Source organism: Bacillus sp. Au-Bac7, assembly GCF_021341655.1.
In the GTDB taxonomy this organism is placed as follows: domain Bacteria; phylum Bacillota; class Bacilli; order Bacillales; family Cytobacillaceae; genus Niallia.
Genome location: NZ_JAJTTG010000005.1, coordinates 1 through 24,213 on the forward strand (window position 1 = coordinate 1; position 24,213 = coordinate 24,213).

25 protein-coding genes and 1 tRNA gene are annotated in these 24,213 nt (G+C 37.8%); 11 read left to right on the plus strand and 15 right to left on the minus strand.

Annotated features, from left to right (window positions below; genetic code table 11):
• Window positions 1-550 precede the first annotated feature (550 nt).
• The 6 genes from LXM54_RS16875 (at window position 551) to LXM54_RS16900 (ending at window position 5,145) form a co-directional block, all read left to right on the plus strand.
• Window positions 551-1,243 (plus strand): MgtC/SapB family protein, encoded by a 693-nt coding sequence (locus tag LXM54_RS16875; protein WP_233316424.1) that lies wholly within the window; start codon window positions 551-553, stop codon window positions 1,241-1,243.
• A gap of 110 nt (window positions 1,244-1,353) precedes the next feature.
• Window positions 1,354-1,429 (plus strand) — tRNA-Ala (locus LXM54_RS16880).
• A gap of 250 nt (window positions 1,430-1,679) precedes the next feature.
• On the plus strand, window positions 1,680-2,879 hold the full coding sequence (locus LXM54_RS16885) for a saccharopine dehydrogenase family protein (protein ID WP_233316425.1): 1,200 nt from the start codon (window positions 1,680-1,682) through the stop codon (window positions 2,877-2,879).
• Window positions 2,880-2,889: 10 nt separating this feature from the next.
• Window positions 2,890-4,029, plus strand: coding sequence for a carboxynorspermidine decarboxylase (gene nspC / locus LXM54_RS16890; protein WP_233316426.1), 1,140 nt, complete (start codon window positions 2,890-2,892; stop codon window positions 4,027-4,029).
• Window positions 4,030-4,145: 116 nt separating this feature from the next.
• Window positions 4,146-4,931: an SDR family NAD(P)-dependent oxidoreductase gene (locus LXM54_RS16895; protein WP_233316427.1), complete on the plus strand. Its 786-nt coding sequence runs from the start codon at window positions 4,146-4,148 to the stop codon at window positions 4,929-4,931.
• 13 nt (window positions 4,932-4,944) lie between these two features.
• Window positions 4,945-5,145 (plus strand): ChaB family protein, encoded by a 201-nt coding sequence (locus tag LXM54_RS16900; protein WP_233316428.1) that lies wholly within the window; start codon window positions 4,945-4,947, stop codon window positions 5,143-5,145.
• Window positions 5,146-5,187: 42 nt separating this feature from the next.
• Here the strand turns inward: LXM54_RS16900 and LXM54_RS16905 are convergent, their stop codons facing one another.
• From LXM54_RS16905 to LXM54_RS16920, 4 genes are all read right to left on the minus strand, one after another.
• Window positions 5,188-5,622 (minus strand): VOC family protein, encoded by a 435-nt coding sequence (locus tag LXM54_RS16905; protein WP_233316429.1) that lies wholly within the window; start codon window positions 5,620-5,622, stop codon window positions 5,188-5,190.
• A gap of 116 nt (window positions 5,623-5,738) precedes the next feature.
• On the minus strand, window positions 5,739-5,972 hold the full coding sequence (tlp, locus tag LXM54_RS16910; protein WP_233316430.1) for a small acid-soluble spore protein Tlp: 234 nt from the start codon (window positions 5,970-5,972) through the stop codon (window positions 5,739-5,741).
• Window positions 5,973-6,108: 136 nt separating this feature from the next.
• Window positions 6,109-7,827 (minus strand): ATP-binding protein, encoded by a 1,719-nt coding sequence (locus LXM54_RS16915; protein ID WP_233316431.1) that lies wholly within the window; start codon window positions 7,825-7,827, stop codon window positions 6,109-6,111.
• Window positions 7,828-8,065: 238 nt separating this feature from the next.
• Window positions 8,066-9,064, minus strand: a complete 999-nt coding sequence (locus LXM54_RS16920) for a zinc-dependent alcohol dehydrogenase family protein (protein ID WP_233316621.1) — start codon at window positions 9,062-9,064, stop codon at window positions 8,066-8,068.
• Between the two features lie 141 nt (window positions 9,065-9,205).
• Between LXM54_RS16920 and LXM54_RS16925 the strand changes: the two genes are divergently transcribed.
• A complete protein-coding gene (locus tag LXM54_RS16925; protein WP_233316432.1) occupies window positions 9,206-9,988 on the plus strand; it encodes an SDR family oxidoreductase in 783 nt (260 codons plus the stop codon).
• Window positions 9,989-10,109: 121 nt separating this feature from the next.
• Window positions 10,110-10,853 (plus strand): NADPH-dependent oxidoreductase, encoded by a 744-nt coding sequence (locus LXM54_RS16930; protein WP_233316433.1) that lies wholly within the window; start codon window positions 10,110-10,112, stop codon window positions 10,851-10,853.
• A 41-nt stretch (window positions 10,854-10,894) separates the two neighbouring features.
• Here the strand turns inward: LXM54_RS16930 and LXM54_RS16935 are convergent, their stop codons facing one another.
• The 6 genes from LXM54_RS16935 to LXM54_RS16960 all read right to left on the minus strand — a co-directional run bounded on the left by LXM54_RS16935 (window position 10,895) and on the right by LXM54_RS16960 (window position 17,030).
• Complete coding sequence (locus tag LXM54_RS16935) at window positions 10,895-12,127, minus strand: sensor histidine kinase (RefSeq protein WP_233316434.1); 1,233 nt, start codon at window positions 12,125-12,127, stop codon at window positions 10,895-10,897.
• An 11-nt stretch (window positions 12,128-12,138) separates the two neighbouring features.
• Window positions 12,139-12,810 (minus strand): response regulator transcription factor, encoded by a 672-nt coding sequence (locus tag LXM54_RS16940; protein WP_233316435.1) that lies wholly within the window; start codon window positions 12,808-12,810, stop codon window positions 12,139-12,141.
• A 158-nt stretch (window positions 12,811-12,968) separates the two neighbouring features.
• A complete protein-coding gene (locus LXM54_RS16945) occupies window positions 12,969-15,101 on the minus strand; it encodes a glycosyltransferase family 39 protein (protein ID WP_233316436.1) in 2,133 nt (710 codons plus the stop codon).
• A 35-nt stretch (window positions 15,102-15,136) separates the two neighbouring features.
• Window positions 15,137-15,529, minus strand: a complete 393-nt coding sequence (locus LXM54_RS16950) for a GtrA family protein (protein ID WP_233316437.1) — start codon at window positions 15,527-15,529, stop codon at window positions 15,137-15,139.
• Window positions 15,526-16,494, minus strand: coding sequence for a glycosyltransferase family 2 protein (locus LXM54_RS16955; protein WP_233316438.1), 969 nt, complete (start codon window positions 16,492-16,494; stop codon window positions 15,526-15,528). The genes LXM54_RS16950 and LXM54_RS16955 overlap by 4 nt, the downstream gene beginning before the upstream one ends.
• A 170-nt stretch (window positions 16,495-16,664) precedes the next feature.
• Window positions 16,665-17,030, minus strand: a complete 366-nt coding sequence (locus LXM54_RS16960; protein ID WP_233316439.1) for a hypothetical protein — start codon at window positions 17,028-17,030, stop codon at window positions 16,665-16,667.
• Between the two features lie 193 nt (window positions 17,031-17,223).
• Here LXM54_RS16960 and gsiB point away from each other — a divergent pair, with 193 nt between their 5' ends.
• The gene (gsiB, locus tag LXM54_RS16965) at window positions 17,224-17,601 is read left to right on the plus strand and encodes a KGG domain-containing protein (protein WP_233316440.1); all 378 of its coding nucleotides are present in this window, start codon (window positions 17,224-17,226) and stop codon (window positions 17,599-17,601) included.
• 68 nt (window positions 17,602-17,669) lie between these two features.
• Here the strand turns inward: gsiB and LXM54_RS16970 are convergent, their stop codons facing one another.
• Genes LXM54_RS16970 through LXM54_RS16985 form a run of 4 tightly spaced genes read right to left on the minus strand, consistent with a single transcriptional unit; the run spans window position 17,670 to window position 19,919 of the window.
• A complete protein-coding gene (locus LXM54_RS16970; RefSeq protein ID WP_233316441.1) occupies window positions 17,670-17,939 on the minus strand; it encodes a hypothetical protein in 270 nt (89 codons plus the stop codon).
• Between the two features lies 1 nt (window position 17,940).
• Window positions 17,941-18,651: a pirin family protein gene (locus LXM54_RS16975; protein ID WP_233316442.1), complete on the minus strand. Its 711-nt coding sequence runs from the start codon at window positions 18,649-18,651 to the stop codon at window positions 17,941-17,943.
• 13 nt (window positions 18,652-18,664) lie between these two features.
• Window positions 18,665-19,270 carry an alpha/beta hydrolase gene (locus LXM54_RS16980; RefSeq protein WP_233316443.1) on the minus strand — a complete coding sequence of 202 codons (606 nt, stop codon included), beginning with the start codon at window positions 19,268-19,270 and terminating at the stop codon, window positions 18,665-18,667.
• 37 nt (window positions 19,271-19,307) lie between these two features.
• Window positions 19,308-19,919, minus strand: coding sequence for a flavin reductase family protein (locus LXM54_RS16985; RefSeq protein WP_233316444.1), 612 nt, complete (start codon window positions 19,917-19,919; stop codon window positions 19,308-19,310).
• Between the two features lie 337 nt (window positions 19,920-20,256).
• Here LXM54_RS16985 and LXM54_RS16990 point away from each other — a divergent pair, with 337 nt between their 5' ends.
• The gene (locus LXM54_RS16990) at window positions 20,257-21,162 is read left to right on the plus strand and encodes an HD-GYP domain-containing protein (RefSeq protein WP_233316445.1); all 906 of its coding nucleotides are present in this window, start codon (window positions 20,257-20,259) and stop codon (window positions 21,160-21,162) included.
• A gap of 18 nt (window positions 21,163-21,180) precedes the next feature.
• Entirely contained in the window at window positions 21,181-21,501 is a 321-nt protein-coding gene (locus tag LXM54_RS16995) for an 8-amino-7-oxononanoate synthase (RefSeq protein ID WP_233316446.1), read from the plus strand.
• A gap of 615 nt (window positions 21,502-22,116) precedes the next feature.
• On the opposite strand, the gene ade is transcribed toward LXM54_RS16995, so the two are convergent.
• Complete coding sequence (gene ade / locus LXM54_RS17000; RefSeq protein ID WP_325169585.1) at window positions 22,117-23,850, minus strand: adenine deaminase; 1,734 nt, start codon at window positions 23,848-23,850, stop codon at window positions 22,117-22,119.
• Window positions 23,851-24,213 lie beyond the last annotated feature (363 nt).

Below are 24,213 nucleotides of genomic sequence, written 5' to 3' on the forward strand. Positions count from 1 at the left end.
CTGTTTCATTTAATCGCTTGCTTCAGAAGCGACTTTATCAATTTACCATGAAAGCAATCTTCATGTCAACAACTTTTTAGAACTTTTTTATTTCATCTAAAATCCCTTGTTGAGGACGAGAAATAATATACCATGTATATTTTTAATTAGCAATACATTTTTTAAGTTTTTATTCGTAAGAAAACCAAATTTTATCCCAGGCTCTAGTTCCTTCCTATATCTTAAAATAAACACACCATTTGTTCAGTTATTTTTAATAATAAGAATTACTAATTAAAAAATGCCGATATAATGATTGCAAAAACAGGTTACATATATGAAGATAAAGAAAATTATCCTCCGTCTCCATTACATATGATAATCGGATACCTCATGTTTTCAACCTCTTAATAATGGTTATATACGCTACAAAATAGAGAGAAAGGAAAATCCACTAAAAAACTTAAGTATCAATTGTGTTTTATTGATAAAAAATACAAGCGGACTAAAAACATAAATAAAAGAGCTTTAAGCCACATAATTATATAACAACCAGATTACAGGAGGTATTATGCTTATCGACATCGACTTCTTAGTTAAATTAGGGATTTCAACAGGACTTGGCTTGATTATCGGTTTAGAAAGAGAAATAAAAAGGAAGCCTGTTGGCTTAAAGACAAGTCTTGTTATCAGTATTGTGAGCTGCCTGCTCACTATTGTTTCTATAGAGGCAGCATATAAGTTTCCCGGGAGCGAGTTTGTAAATATTACAATGGACCCCCTTCGCCTTCCTGCACAAATTGTTTCCGGCATCGGCTTTTTAGGAGCTGGGGTAATATTGAGAAGAGGGAATGACAGTATCTCCGGGCTGACGACAGCAGCACTAATTTGGGGTGCCGGTGGAATTGGAATTGCAGTTGGGGCCGGTTATTACATAGAAGCTATCGCAGGTGTAACCCTTTTATTAGTGAGCGTAAAGTTTGTTCCTTTCCTTATGAGCCTTATCGGTCCTAGACAGCTAAGAGAAAAAGAAATAAAAGTTAAGCTCAAAGCAACGGAAAAGGAAGATGTTGCAACTATTATTGCAGCCATAAGAGAATTGAAAGCAGGCATTAAAAACCTGCGCATAAAAGACTTAGAAACCGGTGAACATTCTATCAACTTAATTTTAATAGTTGATCAAAAAAGAGAGTTAACAGAATTCTATAAAGAAATTTCCGGTATTAATGGCGTCAGGGAAATTGAAATAGAAAGCTTAAATTGATTATATTGACCAAATGGGTGGAGAGGTATCTCCATCCATTTATTGTTTTTTAGTTTAGTTATTGCAATATTTCTGAAAATATGTATAATATAATTTATCATCAACCAAACGGGGGCTTAGCTCAGCTGGGAGAGCGCTTGCATGGCATGCAAGAGGTCGTCGGTTCGATCCCGATAGTCTCCACCAACATACATAAATTCAGAAGACATTTGTCATCAATGGCAAATGTCTTTTTTACGTTCTTTTCCCTCTCATTTTAAATCGATATATTTTTCTTCCAAACCTTTCCTTGTATAATATTTTTATATCGAAAAATTCTAAAAAATACAGTGTAAAAAAAAATTATATTTTGTCGGATTTTATGGATTATTTGTCGCACATTCTGTATAATCATGCTTATTGAATTTTTTCAATAAGTTAAAGGAGGTTTTTCATTTTGGGTAAAGCATTAATTATTGGTGCTGGCGGTGTAGCAAGTGTTGTTGCACATAAATGCTGTCAAGTACCTGATGTATTCGAAGAGATTTGTATTGCAAGCAGAACACTTTCAAAATGTGAAGCGCTTAAAAATAAATTAGACGGCGGCAAAACGAAGGTTTCTATTGCCCAAGTCGATGCAGATAAAACAGAAGAAGTAATTGAGTTGATCAACAGCTTCAAGCCAGATGTAGTTATTAACGTGGCATTGCCATACCAAGACTTAACAATCATGGATGCATGTCTTGCAACTGGTGTTCACTACCTTGATACAGCTAACTATGAGCCGCCAGAAACAGCTAAGTTTGAGTATAAATGGCAGTGGGATTATAAGCAAAAATTCGAAGAAGCTGGACTAACAGCACTATTAGGCAGCGGTTTTGATCCAGGTGTTACTGGTGTATTTACTGCTTATGCACAAAAACATCATTTCGATGAAATCCACTATATCGATATCGTGGATGCTAATGGTGGAGATCATGGTTATCCGTTCGCGACTAACTTCAACCCTGAAATTAATATTCGCGAAATCACTGCAAACGGCCGCTATTTCGAAAATGGCGAGTGGGTAGAAACTGCACCTCTTTCTGAAAAGAGAGAGTATGACTTGGCAGAAATCGGACCTAAAAACATCTATCTTCTATACCATGAAGAATTAGAGTCTTTAGCTGTAAACATTAAAGGTGTGAAAAGAATCAGATTCTGGATGACATTCTCTGACAATTACTTGAACCACCTAAAAGTTCTTGAAAATGTTGGTATGACATCTATCGAGCCTATTAATTATGAAGGCAAAGAGATCATTCCGTTGCAGTTCTTGAAAGAATTGCTTCCAGATCCTGCTTCACTTGGACCTAGAACTAAAGGTAAAACAAATATTGGCTGCATTATCCAAGGTATTAAAGACGGCAAGCCAAAAACATATTATGTATACAATGTATGTGACCACCAAGAATGTTACAGAGAGGTTGGCTCACAAGCAATTTCATATACAACAGGTGTTCCGGCGATGATCGGTGCTATGCTTATCATTAAAGGACAATGGAAAAAGCCAGGCGTATACAATGTGGAAGAATTCGATCCAGATCCATTCATGGATGCATTGAACAAACACGGATTGCCATGGCAGGAGAACTTCACTCCAACTCTTATAGATTGAGAGGAAAGCAATGAAAAACATTGAATTTGATAAAGTACCATCTCCTAGTTATGTAGTGGACGAGCGTCTGCTTAAGAAAAACTTGGAGACATTGAACTATGTTCAGGAAAGAACTGGTGCTAAGATTCTTCTTGCATTAAAAGGATTTTCTATGCATTCTGTATTTCCACTTGTTTCAAAGTACCTTACAGGAGTAACTTCAAGCTCTTTGTTTGAAGCTAGATTAGGTTTTGAAAAGATGGGAAAAGAAGTTCATTCATATGCACCAGCATATGTGGACAGCGAGTTCGATGAACTGATGTTATACACGGACCATATTGTCTTCAATTCTTTTGCACAATGGGACCGTTTTAAAGATAAAGTAAGAAATGCTGACAAAAAAATTGATGTCGGAATTCGTATTAATCCAGAGTACTCTGAGATTGAAACAGAACTTTATAATCCTTGTGCACCGTACTCTAGATTCGGTGTTACATTGGATAACTTCGATGCTGATCGGCTTGATGAAATCGATGGCCTTCACTTCCATACAATGTGTGAGCAAAACTCTGACACTTTAAAGAGAACCCTTAAAGTAGTTGATGAGAAGTTTGGCGAACATATTAAAAAGGTTAAGTGGCTGAACCTAGGCGGCGGTCATCATATTACAAGACCAGATTATGATATCGAAACATTGATTGAATGCATTCTGTATTTGAAAGAGAAATATGATGTTGAGGTCTATCTAGAGCCTGGTGAAGCAATTGCTCTAAATACAGGTTATCTGGTAAGTACAGTTCTTGATGTTATGAAAAACGGAATGGACTTGGCTATTCTTGATACATCAGCTACTTGCCATATGCCTGATGTTCTGGAAATGCCATACAGACCTAATATCATCGGTGCTGGTATGCCTGGTGAATATGAGTACACATACAGACTAGGTGGAATGACTTGCCTATCTGGAGATGTCATCGGTGACTACTCCTTTAAAGAGCCATTAAAGCCTGGCGATAAAATTGTTTTCTGTGATATGGCTCATTATACAATGGTAAAAAATCATATGTTTAATGGTGTAAATCTCCCTTCTATCGTATCTTACAATGACGAAGAAGGCATTAAAGTCGTAAGACAATTTAAGTTTGAGGATTACAGCAACCGCCTTTCATAAGAAATGAACCCCTTCTCTAAATTAGAGAAGGGGTTTTTTCATGCATATTCCTTCCTGAAAAGGGTAAGTGGAAAAGGATAATATTTAAAACTAGTAGGAAATAGGGGTGACAGGAAATGAAGCGTATGGAAAACAAAGTAGCTGTCATAACAGGGGGGGCTTCTGGTATTGGTAAGGCCTCTGCCATTCGTTTAGCAAGAGAAGGAGCAAAAATCAGCATACTCGATATGAATCAAGAAAGAGGCATCACGGCCACAAACGAGATTGCAGAGCTAGGCGGCGAGGCAATCTTCTTTCAAGTCGATATAACTGATGAAGAGCAAGTGGCAAACGCAATGGAAGAAACCTTTAATAAATGGGGAGAAATTACTACCCTTCTTGCAAATGCTGGGATTGTCGGAACATTGTCTCCAATCGAGGATTTTTCCACAAAAGATTGGGCTAATACAATCAATAACAATGTCGTCGGAACATTCGAGACTGTTAAGCAGGCAATTCCTTATATGAAAAATAACGGAGGAACCATTACTGTTATTAGCTCTGTTAGTGGTAACCGCCGATTTGCTCAAAAAGGTTTTTCCGCTTACAGTACATCCAAGGCAGCAATTGCAGCATTTGCTAAAATGGCTGCAATTGAGTTGGCACCATATAAAATTCGGGTAAATGCCATTTGTCCAGGTACTATTGATACGAATATTTTTGAATCCATTAAAGAATCCAATCATCCTGATGAGATACAGTTTCCATTTGGCATTCCGGAAGAGGCAATCCCGCTAAAGTCAGATGCAGGCAAACCAGAAGAAGTAGCAAATCTATTCCTGTTCTTAGCATCTGATGAAGCCTCTCATCTGACAGGAACTGAAATTTATGTCGATGGTGCAGAAACATTAATAAAAGGATAGCAGGAGGAATAACATGCCTTACAACGATGTGAAAGATCTGCCAGAATCAGTACGCAATAACCTGCCTTTTCATGCTCAGGAAATTTTTAAAGAAGCGTTCAATGCTTCCTTAGATGAATATAAAAAAGAAGAAACAGCGTTTAAAGTTGCTTGGAGTGCTGTTAAGAACAAGTACCATAAAGATATAGATGGAAATTGGACAGCCAAGGATTAAAAAAAGACATCAGCCTGTCTGCTGATGTCTTTTAAGCAATGCTTAACCGTTTGTAAGTTTCCCTTCTGTTGATACTTGCCATTCGAATCCATATTTATCCTCGAGTTGTCCATACAAAGGGCTCCAAAATGTTTCTTGCAGGGGCATTTTTACTTTGCCGCCTTCTTGTAAGGCAGCAAATACTTTCTTTGTGTCCTCAATATTTTCCAAAATGATTGCGGTAGTAACATTCGTGCCTATTGTGTATGGCATTCCTGGAAATGTGTCAGAAAGCATTAAGTCCGTATCGCCTACCTTCAGCTGTGCATTTAACACACGGTCTTTAGCTTCTTCTGGAATTGGCATTTCAGGATTTGGAGGCATGTCACCAAAAAGCTGCATACTTATTACCTCAGCATTTAGTGCATTTTTATAAAATTCCACTGCTTCATTACCATTCCCATTAAAAACGAAATAAGGGTACATTGATTTAATCATGATCCCACTCCTTCTTCCCTGAATATTCACTAATATTCTCTTTCATTTAGCAAATTCCTTCTGATTATACAAAAAACAAATTTGACCTCTAAAAGATTAGAGGTCAAAAGGAATGCTTATTGATAGCCGTTTTCACGATTTGCAGCTTCGTCTTTTACTTCTTCTCTGAATGCATTGATTGATTCTTCTCTTCTTTTGTTTTTAGCTTCTATGTTAGCTCTTTCTTCTGAGGAAGCAAATGCCATTGTCTCTTCAGACTTATCAATATTATCTAATGTATTTTCAATCATATCTTGTAGTTTCTCTACATTATCTGCTCTGTTATCTGGATTTGGACGATTATTTGTCATGTCATTTCCTCCTGTAATTTAAAATACTATAGTATTTTGTTTATTTCTTGGTTTTTTATACACAGGAGAAATATGTTATTCCAATACTTTAACATAGATAAAAAGAGGAAAAACATAAATGTCTTTCCTCTTTTTATCAGCTTATAATAGGAAGGGTAATCATCACACATGTTCCCCAGCCTTCCTTGCTTTTCACGGACATTTGCCCGTTATTTTCCTGCAAGAGTCGATTACACACCGTTAAACCGATACCGTTGCCTTTTTCTTTACTTGTATAATACGGTTCCCATATTTGACTGAGAAGCTCTTTGTTGATGCCTTCTCCATTATCTATTATTCGGATGCGAACCATATCAGATTTACTATCAATGATCATCTTGACTTTCCCGCTTCCACCATGGATAGCTTCCAGACTATTTTTTAATACATTGATGATTACCTGCTTGAAATGCGATTTCTCCATAGATATAAACGCATTTTTTTCTTGTCTGTTTACTACAATAATTTCCTTATTCTGTTCAATAGCCAATGCCTGGAACAAAAGCTTAATATTTTGCAATTCGACACTCGGAAGAATGGTTAATAATTCAGCTCTTACAGCTGCTTTAGCTTCAGGCTTGCCAAGAATAAGTAATTCCTTTAATACCTGATTAATTCGGTCTATTTCTTCCAGAAGAATATCTTCAAAGCCAGTTTTATCACTTTTTTCTTTTAAAAGCTGGATAAAGCCTCTTATTGTCGTTAATGGGTTTCTGATTTCATGAGCAACACTTGCAGCCATTTCTCCAACAACCTTCAGCTTTTCAGAAGAGATGATCAACTGTTCGCTTCTCTTTTGCTCTGTTATATCCATTCCAAAATAAATAGTGCGTTTATTTTCGTTATTATAATAAAGTTCTTTCCTGTCCCACAGTATATAATGAACCTTCCCATTAACATCAATGTAATTTTGTGGCTTTACTGTTTCCATACTGATTTCTTGCAAAATAGTCGAAATTGATTCGCCAAGCAAATCAATTTCGGTCTTTTTCAATAACTTACATAATGAATCATTTATTTTAATGATTGTATTTCCATCTATTACTAGAAGATAATTCGGGTTTATATTCATAATTGTTTCAAGCTGTTCACTCTGCTTCCGCAATTCTCCGTTCATTGCATTTATCTTGAATGATTGCATTTGAAAAAAGCCAATAAATAATATAATTGCAGCAAAAATAGAATTGAAACTAGAGTAATATAACGGAATAAAAGCAAAACCGCTTAAGTTGCCGTTAATGAATATAAGAAGGGCAGCCGCTACCAACTTTATATAGAATCTTTTATCACCAATGTCACGAACCTTTGTCGTAATAAACAGCAACAGAAATGTATTAAGATAGCCGATAACTATGTTTAGCATGAATAGCAGATTACCTACGCCATACACCGGCAGCAAGTGTGATGGTGCTAACAGCTTAGCATCTTTCCATGTATATGACACAATCCCAAAGTCAGTAAAGTTAACAATATAGACAACTAACGTATAGAGAATAAAAAAAGTCAGAATTCCTTTATTTAAAAGCCATCTGTATTTTTTCAACTCCCTATTTTTCCACACTAAGTAATAGGAGAAATAGTACATTATTGGCATAATAAAAATAGAGCCGCCCCTAAAAAAGCGAAACAGACTATCTATCCATTTGAGGGGAAGTACATTTTCTGCATACAGTGTTGCAACATCCATTTGCCAAAAAGATAACATCCCCAAAAATAGGGATAGGGTTATAGCAAGTCTCGTTTTTGAAAAAAACAGGACAGTCAGGGAAATGATGAGTGGTATCATCGCTACCATCATCAATAAAATAAATTCCATCTTAAATCCCTCCTGTCCGATACCGCCTGATGTATATTCATATGATTACACTTAAATAGCAATACTGCTGTAATCAAGGATGTAGTATTTGTTATCATGATGAGTGGTGTTTCCCCAATATAAGTTTTCTTCTTATTTTACTATGAAATGTCTCTTTTGAGTAAAAAGTCTCGTTTTTTTTCTGAAAGAAAAAAAGCAATATGGCTTTAAGATTACCTTTAGCCATGTTGCTTTTTAATCAGTTCCAGCTGTTAGTTAATGCAACTTTACCTATTGCCTTTCCTGCTTCCAAATATTCATGTGCCTTGTCTGCTTCTGTAAAGGAGAATTCCTCTTCATCCACAAGCGGATTAAGCTCCCCGTTCGCCACAATCTCGGCAATTTTTTGAAGGATAGCTCCATGCTCCTTCCTTGATGATTCATCTATTATTTTCAACAGCATAAACGTAACATGCAAGGATAGACCTTTGGCGTGCATCGGTGAAAGGTCATGTGTTGATCTTGCAGCAATGGCAAGAACTGTACCATGTATGGCTGCTGCTTGGAATGATTTATCTAAATTCGTTCCGCCAACCGTGTCAAAAACAGTTTGAAATCCGTTGCCTTGTGTATATTTTTCAACATACTCACTAATAGATTCTTCCTTGTAGTTAATTACTGTATCTGCTCCTAATGATTTTGCTATTTTTGCTTTTTCATTTGAGGAAACAGTTGTATAAACCTCTGCTCCCTTCCATTTTGCTAGCTGAATGGCAACATGACCAACACCGCCTGTTCCACCATGGATCAACACTTTTTGTCCCGCAGATATATTCCCTTTTTCAAAAAGGGCATCCCAAGCGGTAATGCTTACTAATGGCAAAACAGCAGCTTGCTTCATGGTGATGTTTTTTGGTTTATGTGCTAATAACCGGGCGTCTGCGAGCATATATTCAGCTAACGCACCACCTGTTCCTTTAAAGCCGCCAGCACAGCCAAATACTTCATCTCCTGCTTTAAAGTTGTCAACACCCTCTCCTACTTCCTCTATAACACCTGCTACATCGCCATGAAGAACTGCTGGTAGCTCCGCGGAAGCGGCAGGAACTGCTCCTGCTCTAATTTTTACATCAATAGGATTTACACTTGATGCCATTACTTTAATAAGTACATAACCTTTTTTAATAGTGGGTCTATCCATTTCTGATTCACGGAATACAGACGCATCACCATATGAATGAACTAGCATTGCTTTCAACATCATCTCTCCTCTCCATTATCTATTATTTTACAGAAAACAGGCATAATCTGCATTGGTTTTAATTTCACCAAAAAAGGTTATTAGAAAAATAACTTGCTAGCTGCATTATTACAGAACAACCATACAGGAGGAGTTATTATGAGTGACATGTCAAATAAGGTAGCAATAATTACAGGTGCGGCATCAGGGATTGGCCATGCAGCCGCTATCTCTCTAGTTAAAAGTGGAGTTAAAGTAGCATTGCTCGATTTAATTCCTGAAAACTTAGAATCTGTTGATAAGGAAATAAAAGAACTTGGCGGAGAAGCAATCATTTTAGAAGCAAATATTTCTGATGCCTGTTCCATGAGTACAGCATTTGATTATGTCATTAAAAAATGGGGTAAGCTTGATATTGTTTTTGCTAATGCAGGAATTAACGGGAAGGTCTCCCCAATTGAACATCTCTCTCCAGAGGATTGGGACATGACTATGGAAACCAATCTTAAAGGAACCTTCCTTACATTAAAATATGCTGTTCCTCATATGAAACAAAATGGCGGAAGTATTATTATTACTAGCAGCATTAACGGCAACCGAACTTATTCAAGCTTTGGTATGTCAGCATATAGTACTTCTAAAGCTGGTCAGGTTGCCTTTGGCAAAATGGCAGCATTGGAGCTGGCTAAATATAAAATAAGAGTAAATATCATTTGCCCTGGTGCAATTGATACAAATATTGAAGAAAACACGTTCCGAGAGGAAGAAAAATTAAAGGAAATTGCCATACCGGTAGAATATCCTGAAGGAAGTCAGCCGCTTGCACAAAAGTCAGGTGAGCCAAAACAGGTAGCTGATTTAGTTCAGTTCCTGAGCTCAGATGCCTCCAGCCATATCACTGGAACAGAAATTTATATTGATGGCGCTGAATCACTGCTTTAATAAACAAAGGCTAAAGGGGTTACTCCTTTAGCCTTTGTTATTTTCTAGCAAGCAAGTGAGTAAGTATTTAAAACGAATTGTGCTACAATACACCTTATAAACTTACGGGAGGTAATAGATAATGAATCAGGTAATAGAGACTTTAAAACAGCATCGTTCTTATCGAAAATACGAAAACAAACCAGTTCCTAAAGAAATGGTTGAGGCTATTTTGGATTCAGCGCAAGCTGCCCCTTCATGGGCGAATGGACAGCAGGTTACTGTTATACTAGTAGAGGATACAGCAAGGAAGGAAAGATTAGCAGAGCTTTGCGGAAATCAGCAGCATATTAAGGAAGCACCAATATTTTTAGTATTCTGCATGGATTTCTACCGGACAGAGCTTGCAGCCAACCTGGAAAACACTGCTTTTGGTGCTGCTGATCAATCAGACTTGCTTCTTGTTGGAGCAACAGATGCTGGAATTGCATTGGCAAATGCGATAACAGCTGCTGAATCCTTAGGGTTAGGGACTGTTCCTATTGGCGGAATAAGAAGAAATGCACCAGAAGTTGTCGAGTATTTACAGCTTCCTAAATATGTATTGCCTATCTCTGGTTTAAGTATTGGCTTCCCAGCTGAAGATCCTGGTGTTAAACCACGACTTCCTAAAGAAAGCTATGTTCATAAGGAAACTTATAACAGTGATCAAATCGGTTCATTAAAAGAATATAACGATATTTTTAAGCAATACTTGCAAGAACGGGGCAGTGAACAAGCTAACTGGACAAACAGGGTGGCAAACTTTTATAAGCAGCCCTATTACCCAAGTCTAGGACCATTACTAAAAAAACAAGGCTTTACTGCGAAAGATCTGAGCGAATGAAAAAAAACATCCTCCCTTAAATTTCGGAGGATGTTTTTTGGCTACTGGCCAAGCTTTGGGAAGGTAATTTCAAATTTTGTCCCTTTTTCCAGCTCACTGTCAACCTTAATAGTGCCTGAATGCTTTTCTATAATCCACTTAGCAATAGACAAGCCTAATCCAGTGCCTTCCATATCTGTCCTTGATTGCTCCACTTGATAAAACCGGTTGAAGACTTTTGGTATATCTTGTTTTGGGATGCCAATTCCGTTATCTTTCACCTCTAATTCAACAGTGTGAGTTTTAGCTGTGGCATTTATTGCAATCGTGCCTCCCTCACCTGTGAATTTCATGCTGTTATCCACTAGGATGACAAGCAGTTGGTGAATACGTTCCTTGTCACCGATCAGCTTGATAGGTGACCTTGTATCAGTATAAATTCTTTTTCCTTGAAACTCTGCGATATCGGCATACTGGTCAATCACTTCTTGGATGAGGAGATTCAAGGCAAATTCTTGCTTCGATATTTCCATTTGATTTGAGTCGCTTCTGGCAAGTGTCAGCAAATTTGTGACGAGCTTGTTCAATCGTCGTGTTTCCTTTGAAATGACTGAAATATCTATAGCCTTTTCTTGAATGGTGGCATCAGGCTCTTGGAAGAGCAGGTCTGTTCTTGTTTGGATGACTGCTAAAGGTGTTCTCAGCTCATGGGAGGCATCTGATACGAATTGCTGCTGAGATTCCCATGATTTTTGAATCGGTACAAGAGCTCTTCCAGCAAGGAAATAACCAGCCATTATGGCGAAGATGCTTCCTGCCAGCACACCTACTGTCATAATAATAATCAATCGGTTCAGCATTGATTTTTCTGGATCAATGCTGCGGATAAATTGAATTATTTCCTTTGATCCATCCTCCATTGTTACTTTAACAGCAATCGTGTTATAACTGTAGCCGCTGACTGTCTGCTTCTCTACAATCTTATCGTATTGCTCTGGATAGAAATTCTCGAATTCACTCGCATAATTCATGATGTCTTGGGAAATAACATCAATTTCCTTATCGTCTGTCCACTTAATAACAGAGATTTGCCGGGGCGGCTCTTGCATTGGTCCCCTTCCATCTCTTTGTTCAAAATGGCTGATCGTTTCCGCCGTTTCTTCCAAGGACTGATTAATATCCTTATATATTTGCTTTTCGGTATAATGATAAATCATCACACCGAGGACTACCATTAATAAGATAAATACAAGCGAGTTAAGGAAGGTTAGTTTAATTCTTGTTTTCTGGAACATTATTTATCCCCTTATACTCTTTTTAAAATATAGCCAACACCTCGGACTGTTTGAATATCTTTATGATAGGCGAATTCTTCTAATTTTTTACGCAGTTGGTGGATGAACACTTCCACAATTGCAATCGTCGTATCAGAATCGAATCCCCATATCCGATCAAATATTTGTTCCTTCGTGAGGATTTTCCCAGTATTTTGAATTAAATACTCAAGCAGCTCATATTGTTTGACTGTTAACTTGATTGGCATTCCTTTAACAAGCACATCATTTTCCTTGCCTGTCAGCACGATTTCTTCATACTTAAGCCCTTCATCAATATCTAATGCCCCGCTCCTTCTCAAGAGAGCCTTGATTCTTGCTTCAAGCTCAGGAGCCTGGAAAGGCTTTACTAAATAATCGTCGCCGCCAAATTCCAGCCCTTTTACCCGATCCTCAAGTGAATCCTTTGCTGTTAAGAATAAAACAGGTGTATTGACTTTTTCTTTACGCAAGGTTTGAACAATGTCAAAACCGTTAATATAAGGAAGCATGACATCGAGCACGATCAAATCATAGATATTTTGCTGTGCATAAAACAAGCCGTCTTCTCCATTATCTGCTGTATCAACAGAATACTCCTTCTCCAATATCCCCTTTATGGATTCTAATAAAGGTTTATTATCCTCCACAACTAGTATCTTCATTGTTTCAATCTCCTTTGGCTTTTAAATCTGACAATTGCTTGATTCATTAGCATTATTAAAACATAAGCCTCTATATAAATAAATACTCTCACGAATGTTTTTGTGCCAGCTTGAAAGAGAAGCGATTCGCATCTGCGGACCGCTTCTTTTCTACCATACTATTTTTGTTGATACTCGTACAAGGTTTGCCCCATGCCTCTCATATTAGATAAATCAGTAGCAGAGCTGTCAGTAGTGCTAGTATCAGATGAATACTCGCTGCTAGGTACCTCAACACAGTTTTCTTGAATCCACTCTGTCACTTCACTATTGCCGCCCATTCCTTGACCAGATACTAAGAAATACTTGATTTCTCCTGCTTCAGCCATCTCCTCCAGCTCATCTACTGTCGGTGCCGGATCTGATCCGCCAAAGCCGCCCATTGCCATTACTGCATAGTCTGTGTTCAGCATAATAGAATATGCCGATTGGGCTCTTTGTACTGCCAAGAAGAATTTTTCGCCATTGTAATTGTCTTCAAGATACGACATTAAGCCAGAATCGATACTGTCCATATCGCCCCCGCCGCCTGGTCCGCCTGTAAAACCACTGCTGGCATTATTCTCAGAAGCTCCCGGGAAACCAGTTGGAGCCTCATTAGAATCACTTGGCATTTCATTTGGAATGGAACCTTGCTCCATATTACCACCATCGAAGGCACGCATGCCTCCACCTCCGCCGCCTGGTCCGCCCATTCCACTTGTCGGACCTGCAGTTGGTGTAGATTCATTGCCAGTCTTTGTAATCGTTATAGCAGTCCAATAAATCGGCAGTACTAATAATGCCAATATGCTGATAACTGCTATTGTCTCCTTTATGGATGCACTTGATTTGCCTGCTATTAACAGCATAAACAGTACAACCCCTAAAATAATAGCAACCCACATCCATACAATGGATACAGAAGAGCTGTTCTGATAGACAATCAGCGCTTCAAAGCAGAAAGTAATTAATATTCCAACAGGCAGCAGCCAGCTCTCCCAGCCATTCTCTTCTTTATAAAAGTTCCATAATGTCGTAAAACCGATACCGACAAGTGCGGCAATTGCAGGCCCCATCATACTTAAATAATAATGATGGTAAAATAGCGCGATGCTGAAGAAAACAAACATAGGTGCTAGCCAGAAAAACCAAAATGCTGCAAAATGGTGCTGTATTGTATACTTTCTCGTCTTTAAGAAAGACAAGACTAAACCAATAATGGCAAAGACCACGAATGGCAGCAGCCAGCTAATTTGTCCAGAAAGTTCGCTTTGGAATAATCGCAGCGGGCCTGCTTCACCAGTGTTAAACATGCCAGATTGGCTGGAGCTGCCTCCATCTCCTTGCTGTCCACCATTAGGCATAGTAGTAGGAGCTTCCTCACTAGTATTGCTGGAATCTGAAGCACTAGTACTAGTTTCATCAGTCGAAGTCTGAGTCTGCGGTGCTTGAGCATTCCCTCCGCCTCCCATGCCAGAATCTTGACCAGTTAATCTTGATAAGCCATTATAGCCAAAAGCAAGCTCTAGTACAGAGTTCGTTTCACTTCCGCCCATATACGGCCTTTCACTTTTTGGGGTCAAATCAACTGCAAGTGCCCATGACAAGGAGATAACAACTAGCAAAACAGTGGATGCTGCTAAATGCATCAGCTTTTTCCAGATTTTCAATTCTCTCGTTGCAAAGAAATAATAGAAAGCAAATGCCGGCAACACCATATATGCCTGCAGCATTTTCACATTAAAGCCGACGCCCACAAGAGCAAAGCTTAATAATAGCCAGCCAAGCTTCTGCTTTTCGACTGCTTTCATCAATGCCCATGCTGCTATCATCAGTGTAACAATCAAGATACTGTCTACATTATTAGTTCTGACAACTGCTACAAAAATTGGCGAGCAAGCTAAAACCAAACTGGCAATCAGTGCTGCCGGTCTGCCGAATTTCGGCTTAATCATGATATATAACAACCAGACAGAAACGACACCAGCAAGTGCCTCTGGCAAAAGAAGCACAAAATCATTGAAGCCGAAGATCTTAGCAAAAATCGCTTGAATCCATAAAGCTACTGGAGGTTTATCAACGGTTATAAATCCAGCAGGATCAAAGGAAACAAAGAAAAAGTTATGGAAGCTAGTCAACATGCTTTTCACAGCTACAGAATAATACGAATTCGTGCCAGCATTCTGCAAATTATAGAAATTTAAACCGGCCGAAAACAGCAATATAGCTATTAAAAGGATGTCGACTCTTCCTTTAGTCCAATTTTTCATATCTTACTCCATTCTTATAATAATTTTTTTATAAATTAATTTGTGTTTGCCTTCGTAAAAACGAGCATCTTCGTTCCAATAAAGTTGAAGATTGTTCCTATCGCTGTTACTAAAAATTTGCTCAACAGCAAATTTAAGCCCTGCTTTGTATATAAAAAATCGAGCAATATCAATGTTAACGATAATGTGGCAGCATTGACCGCAAGGAAACGAATAAACTCCTTCATGCTTGCCTTATCTTTTTGTTTAAATGTCCATGTTCTGTTTACAAAGTAACTGTTTAATAGTCCACATGAATAGGAAAGTATTTGCGATAGAAGATAATTTGCTCCAACGCTAGTCAAAAGCGCATAAACAACAAAGTCAATGATTGTATTTAACGAACCAACAATTCCAAACTTAAAAAAAACAAGCCACTTCCTAGTCATTTCATCACATATGATTTCGCCGCTGATTCATGCTGGTAAATGTCTTTCACAATATAAAGCGGTCTGTCTTTTGCTTCGTCATAAATACGGCCGATATATTCACCGATTACACCAAGCATCATAAGCGTAATTCCACTAAAGAATAGCTGAATGACAATAATAGAAGACCAGCCAGTAACAGTAGTTGTTGTAAACAGTTTTTGATAAAGCACAATCAGCATGTAAACAAATCCAATCACCGACAAGGAAGCACCTAAATAATTGGCCAGCTTTAATGGTTTATAAGAGAAAGACGTTATTCCGTCCAAAGATAATTTAAGCATTCTTTTTAAATGATATTTTGTTTCACCAGCAAATCTCTCATCTCTTTCATATTCAACAGCACTCTGTTTAAAGCCAACCCAACTGACAAGCCCTCTGACAAAGCGGTTTTTTTCATGAATATTCTTCATTTGATTACACACCTTGCGGTCAATTAATCGGAAATCTCCTGTATCAATCGGTATTTCAATTTCTGTCATTGCCCTTAATGTCCTGTAAAAGGCCGAGGCTGTCTGTTTCTTAAAAAAGGTCTCTCCTTTTCTGGCAGTACGCTTCGCATAGACGACATCATAGCCTTCTTTCCATTTTTGAATCATTTCTAGAATAAGCTCAGGAGGATCCTGAAGATCTGCATCAATTATGACAATAGCATCTCCTAACGCATAATCCATTCCAGCAGTTATGGCGATTTGGTGGCCGAAGTTTCTGGAGAAATCAACGATTTTAATCCTGTTGTCCTGCTCACTTAAATTCAATAATATTTCGACAGACCGGTCTCTGCTTCCGTCATTGATAAACAATAGCTCATAATTTCCATCTGCATTCTTCATCACTGTCTTAATCCGCTCATACGTATGTTCAATGACTTCCTCCTCATTAAACACGGGAATTACAATCGAATATTTTACTTTCTCGTTCGTCATGAAAATCACTCATCCTTTCTAGTAGCTCGTGACGTTTCGTTCGTCACTTCCGAATGGAATAGCCTGATTTTAGCGAACAATTCTTAATTAATCCTTAACTTATTAACAATATTTAGAAATACAAAAAAGGCTCTATGCATGCTGTTTTGCATGCATAGAGCCTTACTTTTCTAAATAACCTCAGGTAAGATAAAATAATTTCTTAATTTACTGTCGACATGTGCTTGCCAATGGTCTAAAGAAACGCCAAGCTCATTAAGGAGCTTATAAGCATTCACCCATGCGCTCATTTCTGCGTTTACTCTGTACGACCAATCATTTAACCATTTATCATAATCTAAATCTCCATTCACATAATCCATTACATGGCCAATCTCGTGTGCAAGTGCATATGTATTCTCCAATGTAATTAAGAATGGAACTGTAATATACATATTAGCATTAAAGCTGATTTTCTTGTCCGCGTCATAAACGACCTTACAGCCGAGCTGTTCTGCCTTCGAAACTACTTCCATGAATTTATCTATTGTAATCATGTATTTAATCATATCCCCTTTTTTGTAAGCTATCTAAAAACGTATATGTCTATATTATCGGTTTTATAAGTGCTGATTAGTATTACCAAACTTTTCCTCGGCAAAAAATCCGACAAAAATGTTTATATGAAGTGAAATCGGCTATATAACCAATGTACAATTTAATAACTAAAATTTCTAAGGAGTGATAATCATGGCAAACAACAACAAAATGAGTCGAGAAGAAGTAGGTAAAAAAGGTGGACAAGCAACTTCTAAAAATCACGATAAGGAATTTTACCAAGAAATTGGACAAAAAGGCGGAGAAGCCACTTCCAAGAATCATGATAAGGAATTCTATCAAGAAATCGGGAAAAAGGGCGGAGAAGCTACTTCTGATAATCATGATAAAGAATTCTATCAAGAAATCGGGAAAAAAGGCGGAGAAGCTACTTCCGATAATCATGATAAAGAATTCTATCAAGAAATCGGCAAAAAAGGCGGAGAAGCCACTTCCGAAAATCATGATAAAGAATTTTACCAAGAAATTGGCCGTAAAGGCGGCAACTCCACTAACAATAACAACAACTAATATTAAAAGTATATCAAATTTAAAAAGAAGAAGAAACCCAAATGCCCAATCGCATTTGGGTTTCTTCTTTATACGGGATAAACCGTTTTATGATCTGCAGTTACTTGCACTTTGTCGGAATCTACTATTTTGATGCTGGCATCTGAAGAATAATACCAAGTTTTTTCGTTTTTTCCAACGATAAATAAATTTAATTCCTCTTTGAAGGCAATCAAGTTCTCAAGCTCTTCTTTATTTGCAGCTGCCGTAATGACCCAGTTATCCCCTTGGGGCAGAACCGAGTAATCCTCTGTCTGCAGAAACAGCCTGCTGCCAATAGCATGTCTGATCATCAGCATCTTATTCCCCTCCCGGCAAATCAATCAGCATAAAGAAACAGTCTTTTGAAGCTGCTAACTGTAACTCAGAAACATCCGTGATACGGGCTGATTCTTGTTTTCCAAGCAGATGTTCATTGTTAAGAAGAACTCTGCCTTCTATCACATACACAAGAATTCTCCTGCCATCTTCCTGGCTGAACTCAAGACTTTTCCCCTGCTCAAGCTTTGATAAATAAATCGTCGCATCTTGATGAATCATCGCCACACCTTCACTTGCTGTTGGAGCAACTACTGGCAATAAGTTATTAGATAATTTACTCACATCATATATTACATCTTCATAGGAAGGAGGCAGCTGTTTCGTCTCAGGAAAGAACCAAAGCTGCAGAAATCTGCCTGGTTCTGTTGTGGATGGATTCACTTCAGAATGAAGAATTCCTGTTCCAGCCGTCATGCGCTGCACCTGTCCAAATTCGATAACTCCACTGTTTCCTAAGCTGTCCTCATGTTTCAATTGTCCATCAATGGCGATAGAAACAACCTCAGCCTCTCTGTGCGGATGGATACCGAACCCTTTATCCGGCTGAATGGTATCATCATTTAATACACGCATAGGGCCAAAATTAACATTCTCCGGGTCGTAATAATTACCAAAGGAAAAGCTGAAATGACTTTCTACCCAGTCATTGCTTGCAGAATGACCATCTGCTTTCGTAAATATTTTAATCATCCTTAACACCTCTTTATTTTATTGTGTTAAACCAAGCAGCTGCAGCATCAACTTCTGTTCGCGTCAATTGATGGCCATAATTCTCCCAATGAACCGTAACATTTGCTCCTGCTCCTTCTAAAAGAGTTGTCAGTTCCTCTGATTCACTTCGAGGGCAGATTGGGTCATTTGTGCCCGCTGAAATAAAGACAGGCACATCAGTAAGTTCAGGCAATGCGATACCTCTTAACGGCACCATCGGGTGATGCAAAATCGCTCCCTTCAAGCCTTTGGCGTAATGAAACAAAATGCTTGCTGCGATATTTGCACCATTTGAATAACCTATTGCAATAATATTGCGACGATCAAAGCCGTACTGTTCTGCGCTGCTGTCTAAAAAGTCATGCAGCTCCTCTGTACGCTCCTTTAGGTCTTCAATATCAAAAACGCCTTCAGCTAGTCGGCGGAAGAACCGAGGCATTCCGTTCTCCAACACATTCCCTCGTACACTGAGCACAGATGATTGTGGACTAATCAGCTCTGCCAGTGGCAATAAATCATTCTCCGTTCCTCCAGTTCCATGCAATAGTAATAAGGTTGGCAACTGTTCATTTGTTCCTTTTTTAAAAATATGCTTCATCTTCGTCTCCTAGTCATAAGGCTTAATAAGCCCTGCTTTATTTTGGTCTGTTGATTGTAAACATTTCACCCAGCTTGCTATAATCATTTCCCGCAAGCCTGCTGACAGGCTTTAAAAGCTTCGGATCGATTCTTCCATTTTCATATAATTGATCTTCAATATGGAAGCAAACAGCACGGCCCAGTATTAAATCGCAAGTAGGTATCCCATTATCATCCTTAATCTCTACAATTCCCTCTAATTTACACTCAATCCGGACTTTCGCTTCCTTAATTCCAGGCACTGAAATAACAGCACTTTCAGCAACCGACAGTCCAGCAAGTTCTATCTCACTTTCGTCCGGCGGAAGATTTGCAGCAGTTTCATTAATTGCTGCAATATTATCCTCGTCACAAACATGGATGACAAATTCGCTGTACTCCTTAATATTTTTAGCTGTATCTTTTTCATTACCGCCATTTCTTTGAACTGCAACAGATAAGATTGGCGGATTGGAAGATACGATATTAAAGAAGCTGAACGGTGCACCATTAATAACACCACCGCTTCCTTTAGAAGTAACAAACGCGATTGGTCTCGGAATAATGCTGCCGATAAAGAACTTATACACCTCTTTCGCAGAAAGCGTGCTTGGATCAATTGTTAACATGCTATTCCTCCATTCATGGCAAACTTCGCCGGTAAAATTTTTATACAAGCTATTTTATCTTGAATTCGAGATAATCATACTATTATTAATTACTGTCTGTCAAGAATGAGTCCTTGCTTCTAGTAAAAATAAAGAAAATTACTCTATTTTTTCCTATTATAGTTTGCTATCATTAATTTGTATAATTTTTACTCTGTTTCCATTAGAAAAACTACTCATTTAGACCTAATTTAATAACTTTTACCTATTACAATTAAACTATATTTTAGATAAAATAAGGTATAATCTTAGAGTCTAGCAAATTAGCTTCTATTGTAAAAAGAGAGAGGGAAATAGTGTGGGTATATTAAATGAAGGAGAGTTTATTGAAACAGTATATTTTAAAGGCTTGCAGCTTTCATTAATTGCAGCAGGTGACGGAACGGAAGTTATTCACCATAAACTGCAGCCAGGTTCTAGCTGGGCGATGGGTCCAGAAGAGGGCTGGGAAGGACTGGAGTATTTTTTTATTGTTTCTGGCAAACTAGTATATCAAAGAGATGAAGTATCTATCGAGCTTATACCCGGACAGTCCTTTTTTGAGAGCCCAATCAAGGAATATACTATTTTCCATGCTAAAGAAGAAACAGAGTTTATTTATGTGACAAGTCAGCCAGTGTTTCACCACTATAGCCAACTTTCTAAAGACTTATTAGAGCTGACTATTTCTATAGAAGAAAAAGACGGGTACACAAGAGATCATTGTGAGAGAATTAAGGACTATTCGATGCTCGTTGGTGAAGTGCTTGATCTTAACACAAAACAAATTGCCCGCCTAAACCTTGCTTCCTTTTTTCATGATCTTGGCAAAGTTAAAGTACCTTTAAATATATTGCAAAAACCTAGTAAACTCACAGATGATGAATGGGAAATCATGAAACTACATACAACTTTTGGTCGTGAGCTGTTAGAAGAAACGAGAATTCCATTACTAGGCGAAATAGGTTTAATAGTTGAACAGCATCATGAAAGGTATGACGGTAAAGGATATCCTAAGGGTTTAAAGGGTGACGAAATTACAGTTGAAGCAGCTATAATTGCTGTCGTTGACTCCTTTGATGCAATGACAACAGATAGGGTCTATAAAAAAGGCAAATCAAAAAAGGAAGCCTTTGAGGAAATTCTAAAAAACAGAGGTACAATGTATCATCCACAAGTAGTTGATGCTTTTATAGCATTACAAGATAAAATAGAAAACTATTAACATGAGGGAGAGACTATTATGAAAAAACTAGTTTGGAGCTTATTGGCTGTCATTTTAATCGTTTCCTTGCAAGTAAAGCCTGCAGAAGCAGCTTATTTGCCAGAATACGATAAATATGTAGAAGTAACCTATGATCAAGCAAGACAAATTGCTGACTTATTAGGGATGAAGAATATTCCTCTTGGTGAACAAACTGCTAAGATTACTTTTGATGTTCAGGAAAAGGTTATTGCTAAAATCGAAAAAATTATCGGTAAAGAAATTGACCATTATTATATCTGGCTAACTGTAGATGGACAACCTGTACTTGGAATTGATCCGCCTATAATACTGGCTTAATCAGAAACAAAAAGGACTTCGGAAACCCCGAAGCCCTTTTTTATTTATTTCTAAACAAAATGATAAATTAGCTTAACCCATCCAAAAAAGGAAATCCACAGTGGTACGCTCAATAAGATGCCCCATTTCAATCCATTAAAAAAATTCGCTTGTTCTTCCATGCCATCCACCCCTTATCAGTAAGTGAGACCAGAGTTAATGATTAGCTTATATCCATTATATACGAAAACGCTTTCATTATGTCTGTATTTATTATTAATATGACCCATTTTTTTATTAAATAAACATCTTTACCTACTTGAAACTTGTAATGGTGCTTCTTACCAAATATATCGTCCTAGCGATTTCTGTTATTTATAGGACTATATACTTATTATTTAAAAACTTTTATTTTTTCTATTCTTTTAAATGAGGGGTCTGAATTAATAACTAATATTTTTTATTTTTTAATGGTTTGTTCATTATTTATTCATAATTACCAAGTAGAATAAATTTATGTTAAGAGTTTCCCCTCTTAAAATATATTTTTTTGGTCCGGCTATTTAAGCCGGATCTTTTTTTGTTTGCAGACAAGAAAAAAACGAACATCGTTAACATGTTCGTTTCTCTATAGAGTCATTTCGTTGCTTCAATTGTTGTATATGAAAAACTGCTGAAGTCGAATAAGCCTTTATCTGTTAATTTCAATGTAGGAATGACAGATAATGATAGGAAGGATAATGTCAGGAATGGATTAAAGTTGCTTGATCCTCCTAATTGCTTCACTTGTTCATTAAGTGTGTTCATTTGGTCATACAGTGTTTCATAGCTTTGGTCTGAGATAAGGCCAGCTATCGGCAATGGCAAGGCTGCGATTAATTGTCCTTCTGCTATTGCTGTTATGCCTCCATTAATATTTTTCAACTCTTCTATCGCAAGCTGGATATCTTCATCATTTGTTCCAACTGCGACAATATTGTGAGAATCATGGGATATGGTTGTTGCAATCGCTCCTTTTTTGAAACCAAATCCCTTTACAATGCCCCGCCCAATATTGCCAGTCCGATGATGTCTCTCCACAACAACCAGTTTTAGCAAATCCTGCTCGACAGATGGCTGAAAAATACCATTTTCCACACTAACCTTTTCTATCAAATGCTCTGTTACAATGCTGTTAGGAATAATGCCAATAACATTGCAAATATCTGATTGGAGCGGCAATTGTAGCTCACTAGTATTAAATGGAGCATAATTCAAGCCAGGCAGGCTGGTATCTTCATAGCCCTGTTTCTTAAACTGCTCTGTTTTCAGCTTGCCGTTTTCCACAATACACTTGCCTTCTTTATATACATGCTCTATCGTAAGCTCCTCCAGGCTGTCTACAATCAGGAAGTCTGCCTTATAGCCTGGTGACACTGCACCGATTCTATCTTGCTTATAACATTCAGCCGTATTAATCGTAGCCATTTGAATGGCTGTGATTGGGTCCAGTCCTTCTTTTATTGCTAAACGAATACAATGGTCAACACTGCCCTCATGCAAAAGATCGTCAATCAGCTTATCATCTGTTACAAAAAGACATCTGCGTGCATTTCTTTCTGTCACAACAGGCAGCAATGCTTTTAAGTCTTTAGCAACTGTTCCTTCCCTAATCATTAAATAAAGACCTAAATCCAGTCTGTCTTTCCCTTCCTGCTCTGTTGTAGCTTCATGATCATTGCGAATTCCTGCAGCACTGTAAACATTTAGGCTCTCACGCTCAATGCCGGCAGCATGGCCATCTATTACCCCGTTATTCTCTTTTGTCAGAATAAGCTTTTTGACCATATCTGCACTGGTGTTTTGGACAGACGGAAAGTCCATTACCTCTGCTAGGCCTAAAACACGCTCATGTTTAAAAAAAGGAGCCAGATCATCAGCGTACAGTGCTGCACCATTACTGTCATTCGGCACGGCTGGCACACAGGAGGGCAGCATGACACGAATATCAAGTGGCAATCCTTCCGACTGGTCAAGCATGTATTGAATTCCCTTTGTCCCGGCAACATTCGCTATTTCATGTGGGTCAGTTATCGCTGTTGTAACACCATGGAGCATGAGGACCTTTGCAAATTCCTGCGGTGCGAGCATGCTGCTTTCAATATGAACATGACCGTCTATCAGTCCAGGAATGATGAATTTTCCTTTTGCATCTATTGTTTGCTTTCCTTCATACTGGCCTATCCCGGCAATAGTATCATCAGATACAGCTAGATCACCCTTCATCAGTTCTCCAGTAAACACATTGACTATAGATGCATGCTTAATAACTAAGTCTGCCTTTTCTCGTTTTGCTGCTATTCTCAATCTTTTTTCAAATTTGCTGCTCATGTGCATTTTCCCCCTTATTTCTTTTTGGTAGTTTCACTTTGCTAAATTTTTGCAAATGCTTTTGTACGTTAAGTTCCATAATTAAAATGATTTACGGGAAATATATAGAAATCGTATGGAAGAGTAAATGCACGAAGATTTAGTTCCAATCAAGCAAATGGAGAATTGGCATTTCATGCCTTTTTGAAATTATTTTTACTATTGTATTATAGTTCGCAACAAGATTCAATTTCTTTTTGAAGTGCCCCTGCACAAAAATATAATTTCATATTGTTATATTTTTTAACATTTTACGATTCATATAAAATAAATTATGGTATTATATTTACGAAAAGATAATAATAAAGGTTTTTCCAATTACAT

What these genes read in the sequence shown, in the direction of transcription:
- LXM54_RS16875 (WP_233316424.1), top strand. Translation starts at nt 551, where the DNA reads ATGCTTATCGACATCGACTTCTTAGTTAAATTAGGGATTTCAACAGGA.
- nspC (WP_233316426.1), top strand. Translation starts at nt 2,890, where the DNA reads ATGAAAAACATTGAATTTGATAAAGTACCATCTCCTAGTTATGTAGTG.
- LXM54_RS16895 (WP_233316427.1), top strand. Translation starts at nt 4,146, where the DNA reads ATGAAGCGTATGGAAAACAAAGTAGCTGTCATAACAGGGGGGGCTTCT.
- LXM54_RS16900 (WP_233316428.1), top strand. Translation starts at nt 4,945, where the DNA reads ATGCCTTACAACGATGTGAAAGATCTGCCAGAATCAGTACGCAATAAC.
- LXM54_RS16905 (WP_233316429.1), bottom strand. Translation starts at nt 5,622, where the DNA reads ATGATTAAATCAATGTACCCTTATTTCGTTTTTAATGGGAATGGTAAT.
- tlp (WP_233316430.1), bottom strand. Translation starts at nt 5,972, where the DNA reads ATGACAAATAATCGTCCAAATCCAGATAACAGAGCAGATAATGTAGAG.
- LXM54_RS16915 (WP_233316431.1), bottom strand. Translation starts at nt 7,827, where the DNA reads ATGGAATTTATTTTATTGATGATGGTAGCGATGATACCACTCATCATT.
- LXM54_RS16925 (WP_233316432.1), top strand. Translation starts at nt 9,206, where the DNA reads ATGAGTGACATGTCAAATAAGGTAGCAATAATTACAGGTGCGGCATCA.
- LXM54_RS16930 (WP_233316433.1), top strand. Translation starts at nt 10,110, where the DNA reads ATGAATCAGGTAATAGAGACTTTAAAACAGCATCGTTCTTATCGAAAA.
- LXM54_RS16935 (WP_233316434.1), bottom strand. Translation starts at nt 12,127, where the DNA reads ATGTTCCAGAAAACAAGAATTAAACTAACCTTCCTTAACTCGCTTGTA.
- LXM54_RS16940 (WP_233316435.1), bottom strand. Translation starts at nt 12,810, where the DNA reads ATGAAGATACTAGTTGTGGAGGATAATAAACCTTTATTAGAATCCATA.
- LXM54_RS16945 (WP_233316436.1), bottom strand. Translation starts at nt 15,101, where the DNA reads ATGAAAAATTGGACTAAAGGAAGAGTCGACATCCTTTTAATAGCTATA.
- LXM54_RS16950 (WP_233316437.1), bottom strand. Translation starts at nt 15,529, where the DNA reads ATGACTAGGAAGTGGCTTGTTTTTTTTAAGTTTGGAATTGTTGGTTCG.
- LXM54_RS16955 (WP_233316438.1), bottom strand. Translation starts at nt 16,494, where the DNA reads ATGACGAACGAGAAAGTAAAATATTCGATTGTAATTCCCGTGTTTAAT.
- LXM54_RS16960 (WP_233316439.1), bottom strand. Translation starts at nt 17,030, where the DNA reads ATGATTACAATAGATAAATTCATGGAAGTAGTTTCGAAGGCAGAACAG.
- gsiB (WP_233316440.1), top strand. Translation starts at nt 17,224, where the DNA reads ATGGCAAACAACAACAAAATGAGTCGAGAAGAAGTAGGTAAAAAAGGT.
- LXM54_RS16970 (WP_233316441.1), bottom strand. Translation starts at nt 17,939, where the DNA reads ATGCTGATGATCAGACATGCTATTGGCAGCAGGCTGTTTCTGCAGACA.
- LXM54_RS16975 (WP_233316442.1), bottom strand. Translation starts at nt 18,651, where the DNA reads ATGATTAAAATATTTACGAAAGCAGATGGTCATTCTGCAAGCAATGAC.
- LXM54_RS16980 (WP_233316443.1), bottom strand. Translation starts at nt 19,270, where the DNA reads ATGAAGCATATTTTTAAAAAAGGAACAAATGAACAGTTGCCAACCTTA.
- LXM54_RS16985 (WP_233316444.1), bottom strand. Translation starts at nt 19,919, where the DNA reads ATGTTAACAATTGATCCAAGCACGCTTTCTGCGAAAGAGGTGTATAAG.
- LXM54_RS16995 (WP_233316446.1), top strand. Translation starts at nt 21,181, where the DNA reads ATGAAAAAACTAGTTTGGAGCTTATTGGCTGTCATTTTAATCGTTTCC.
- ade (WP_325169585.1), bottom strand. Translation starts at nt 23,850, where the DNA reads ATGAGCAGCAAATTTGAAAAAAGATTGAGAATAGCAGCAAAACGAGAA.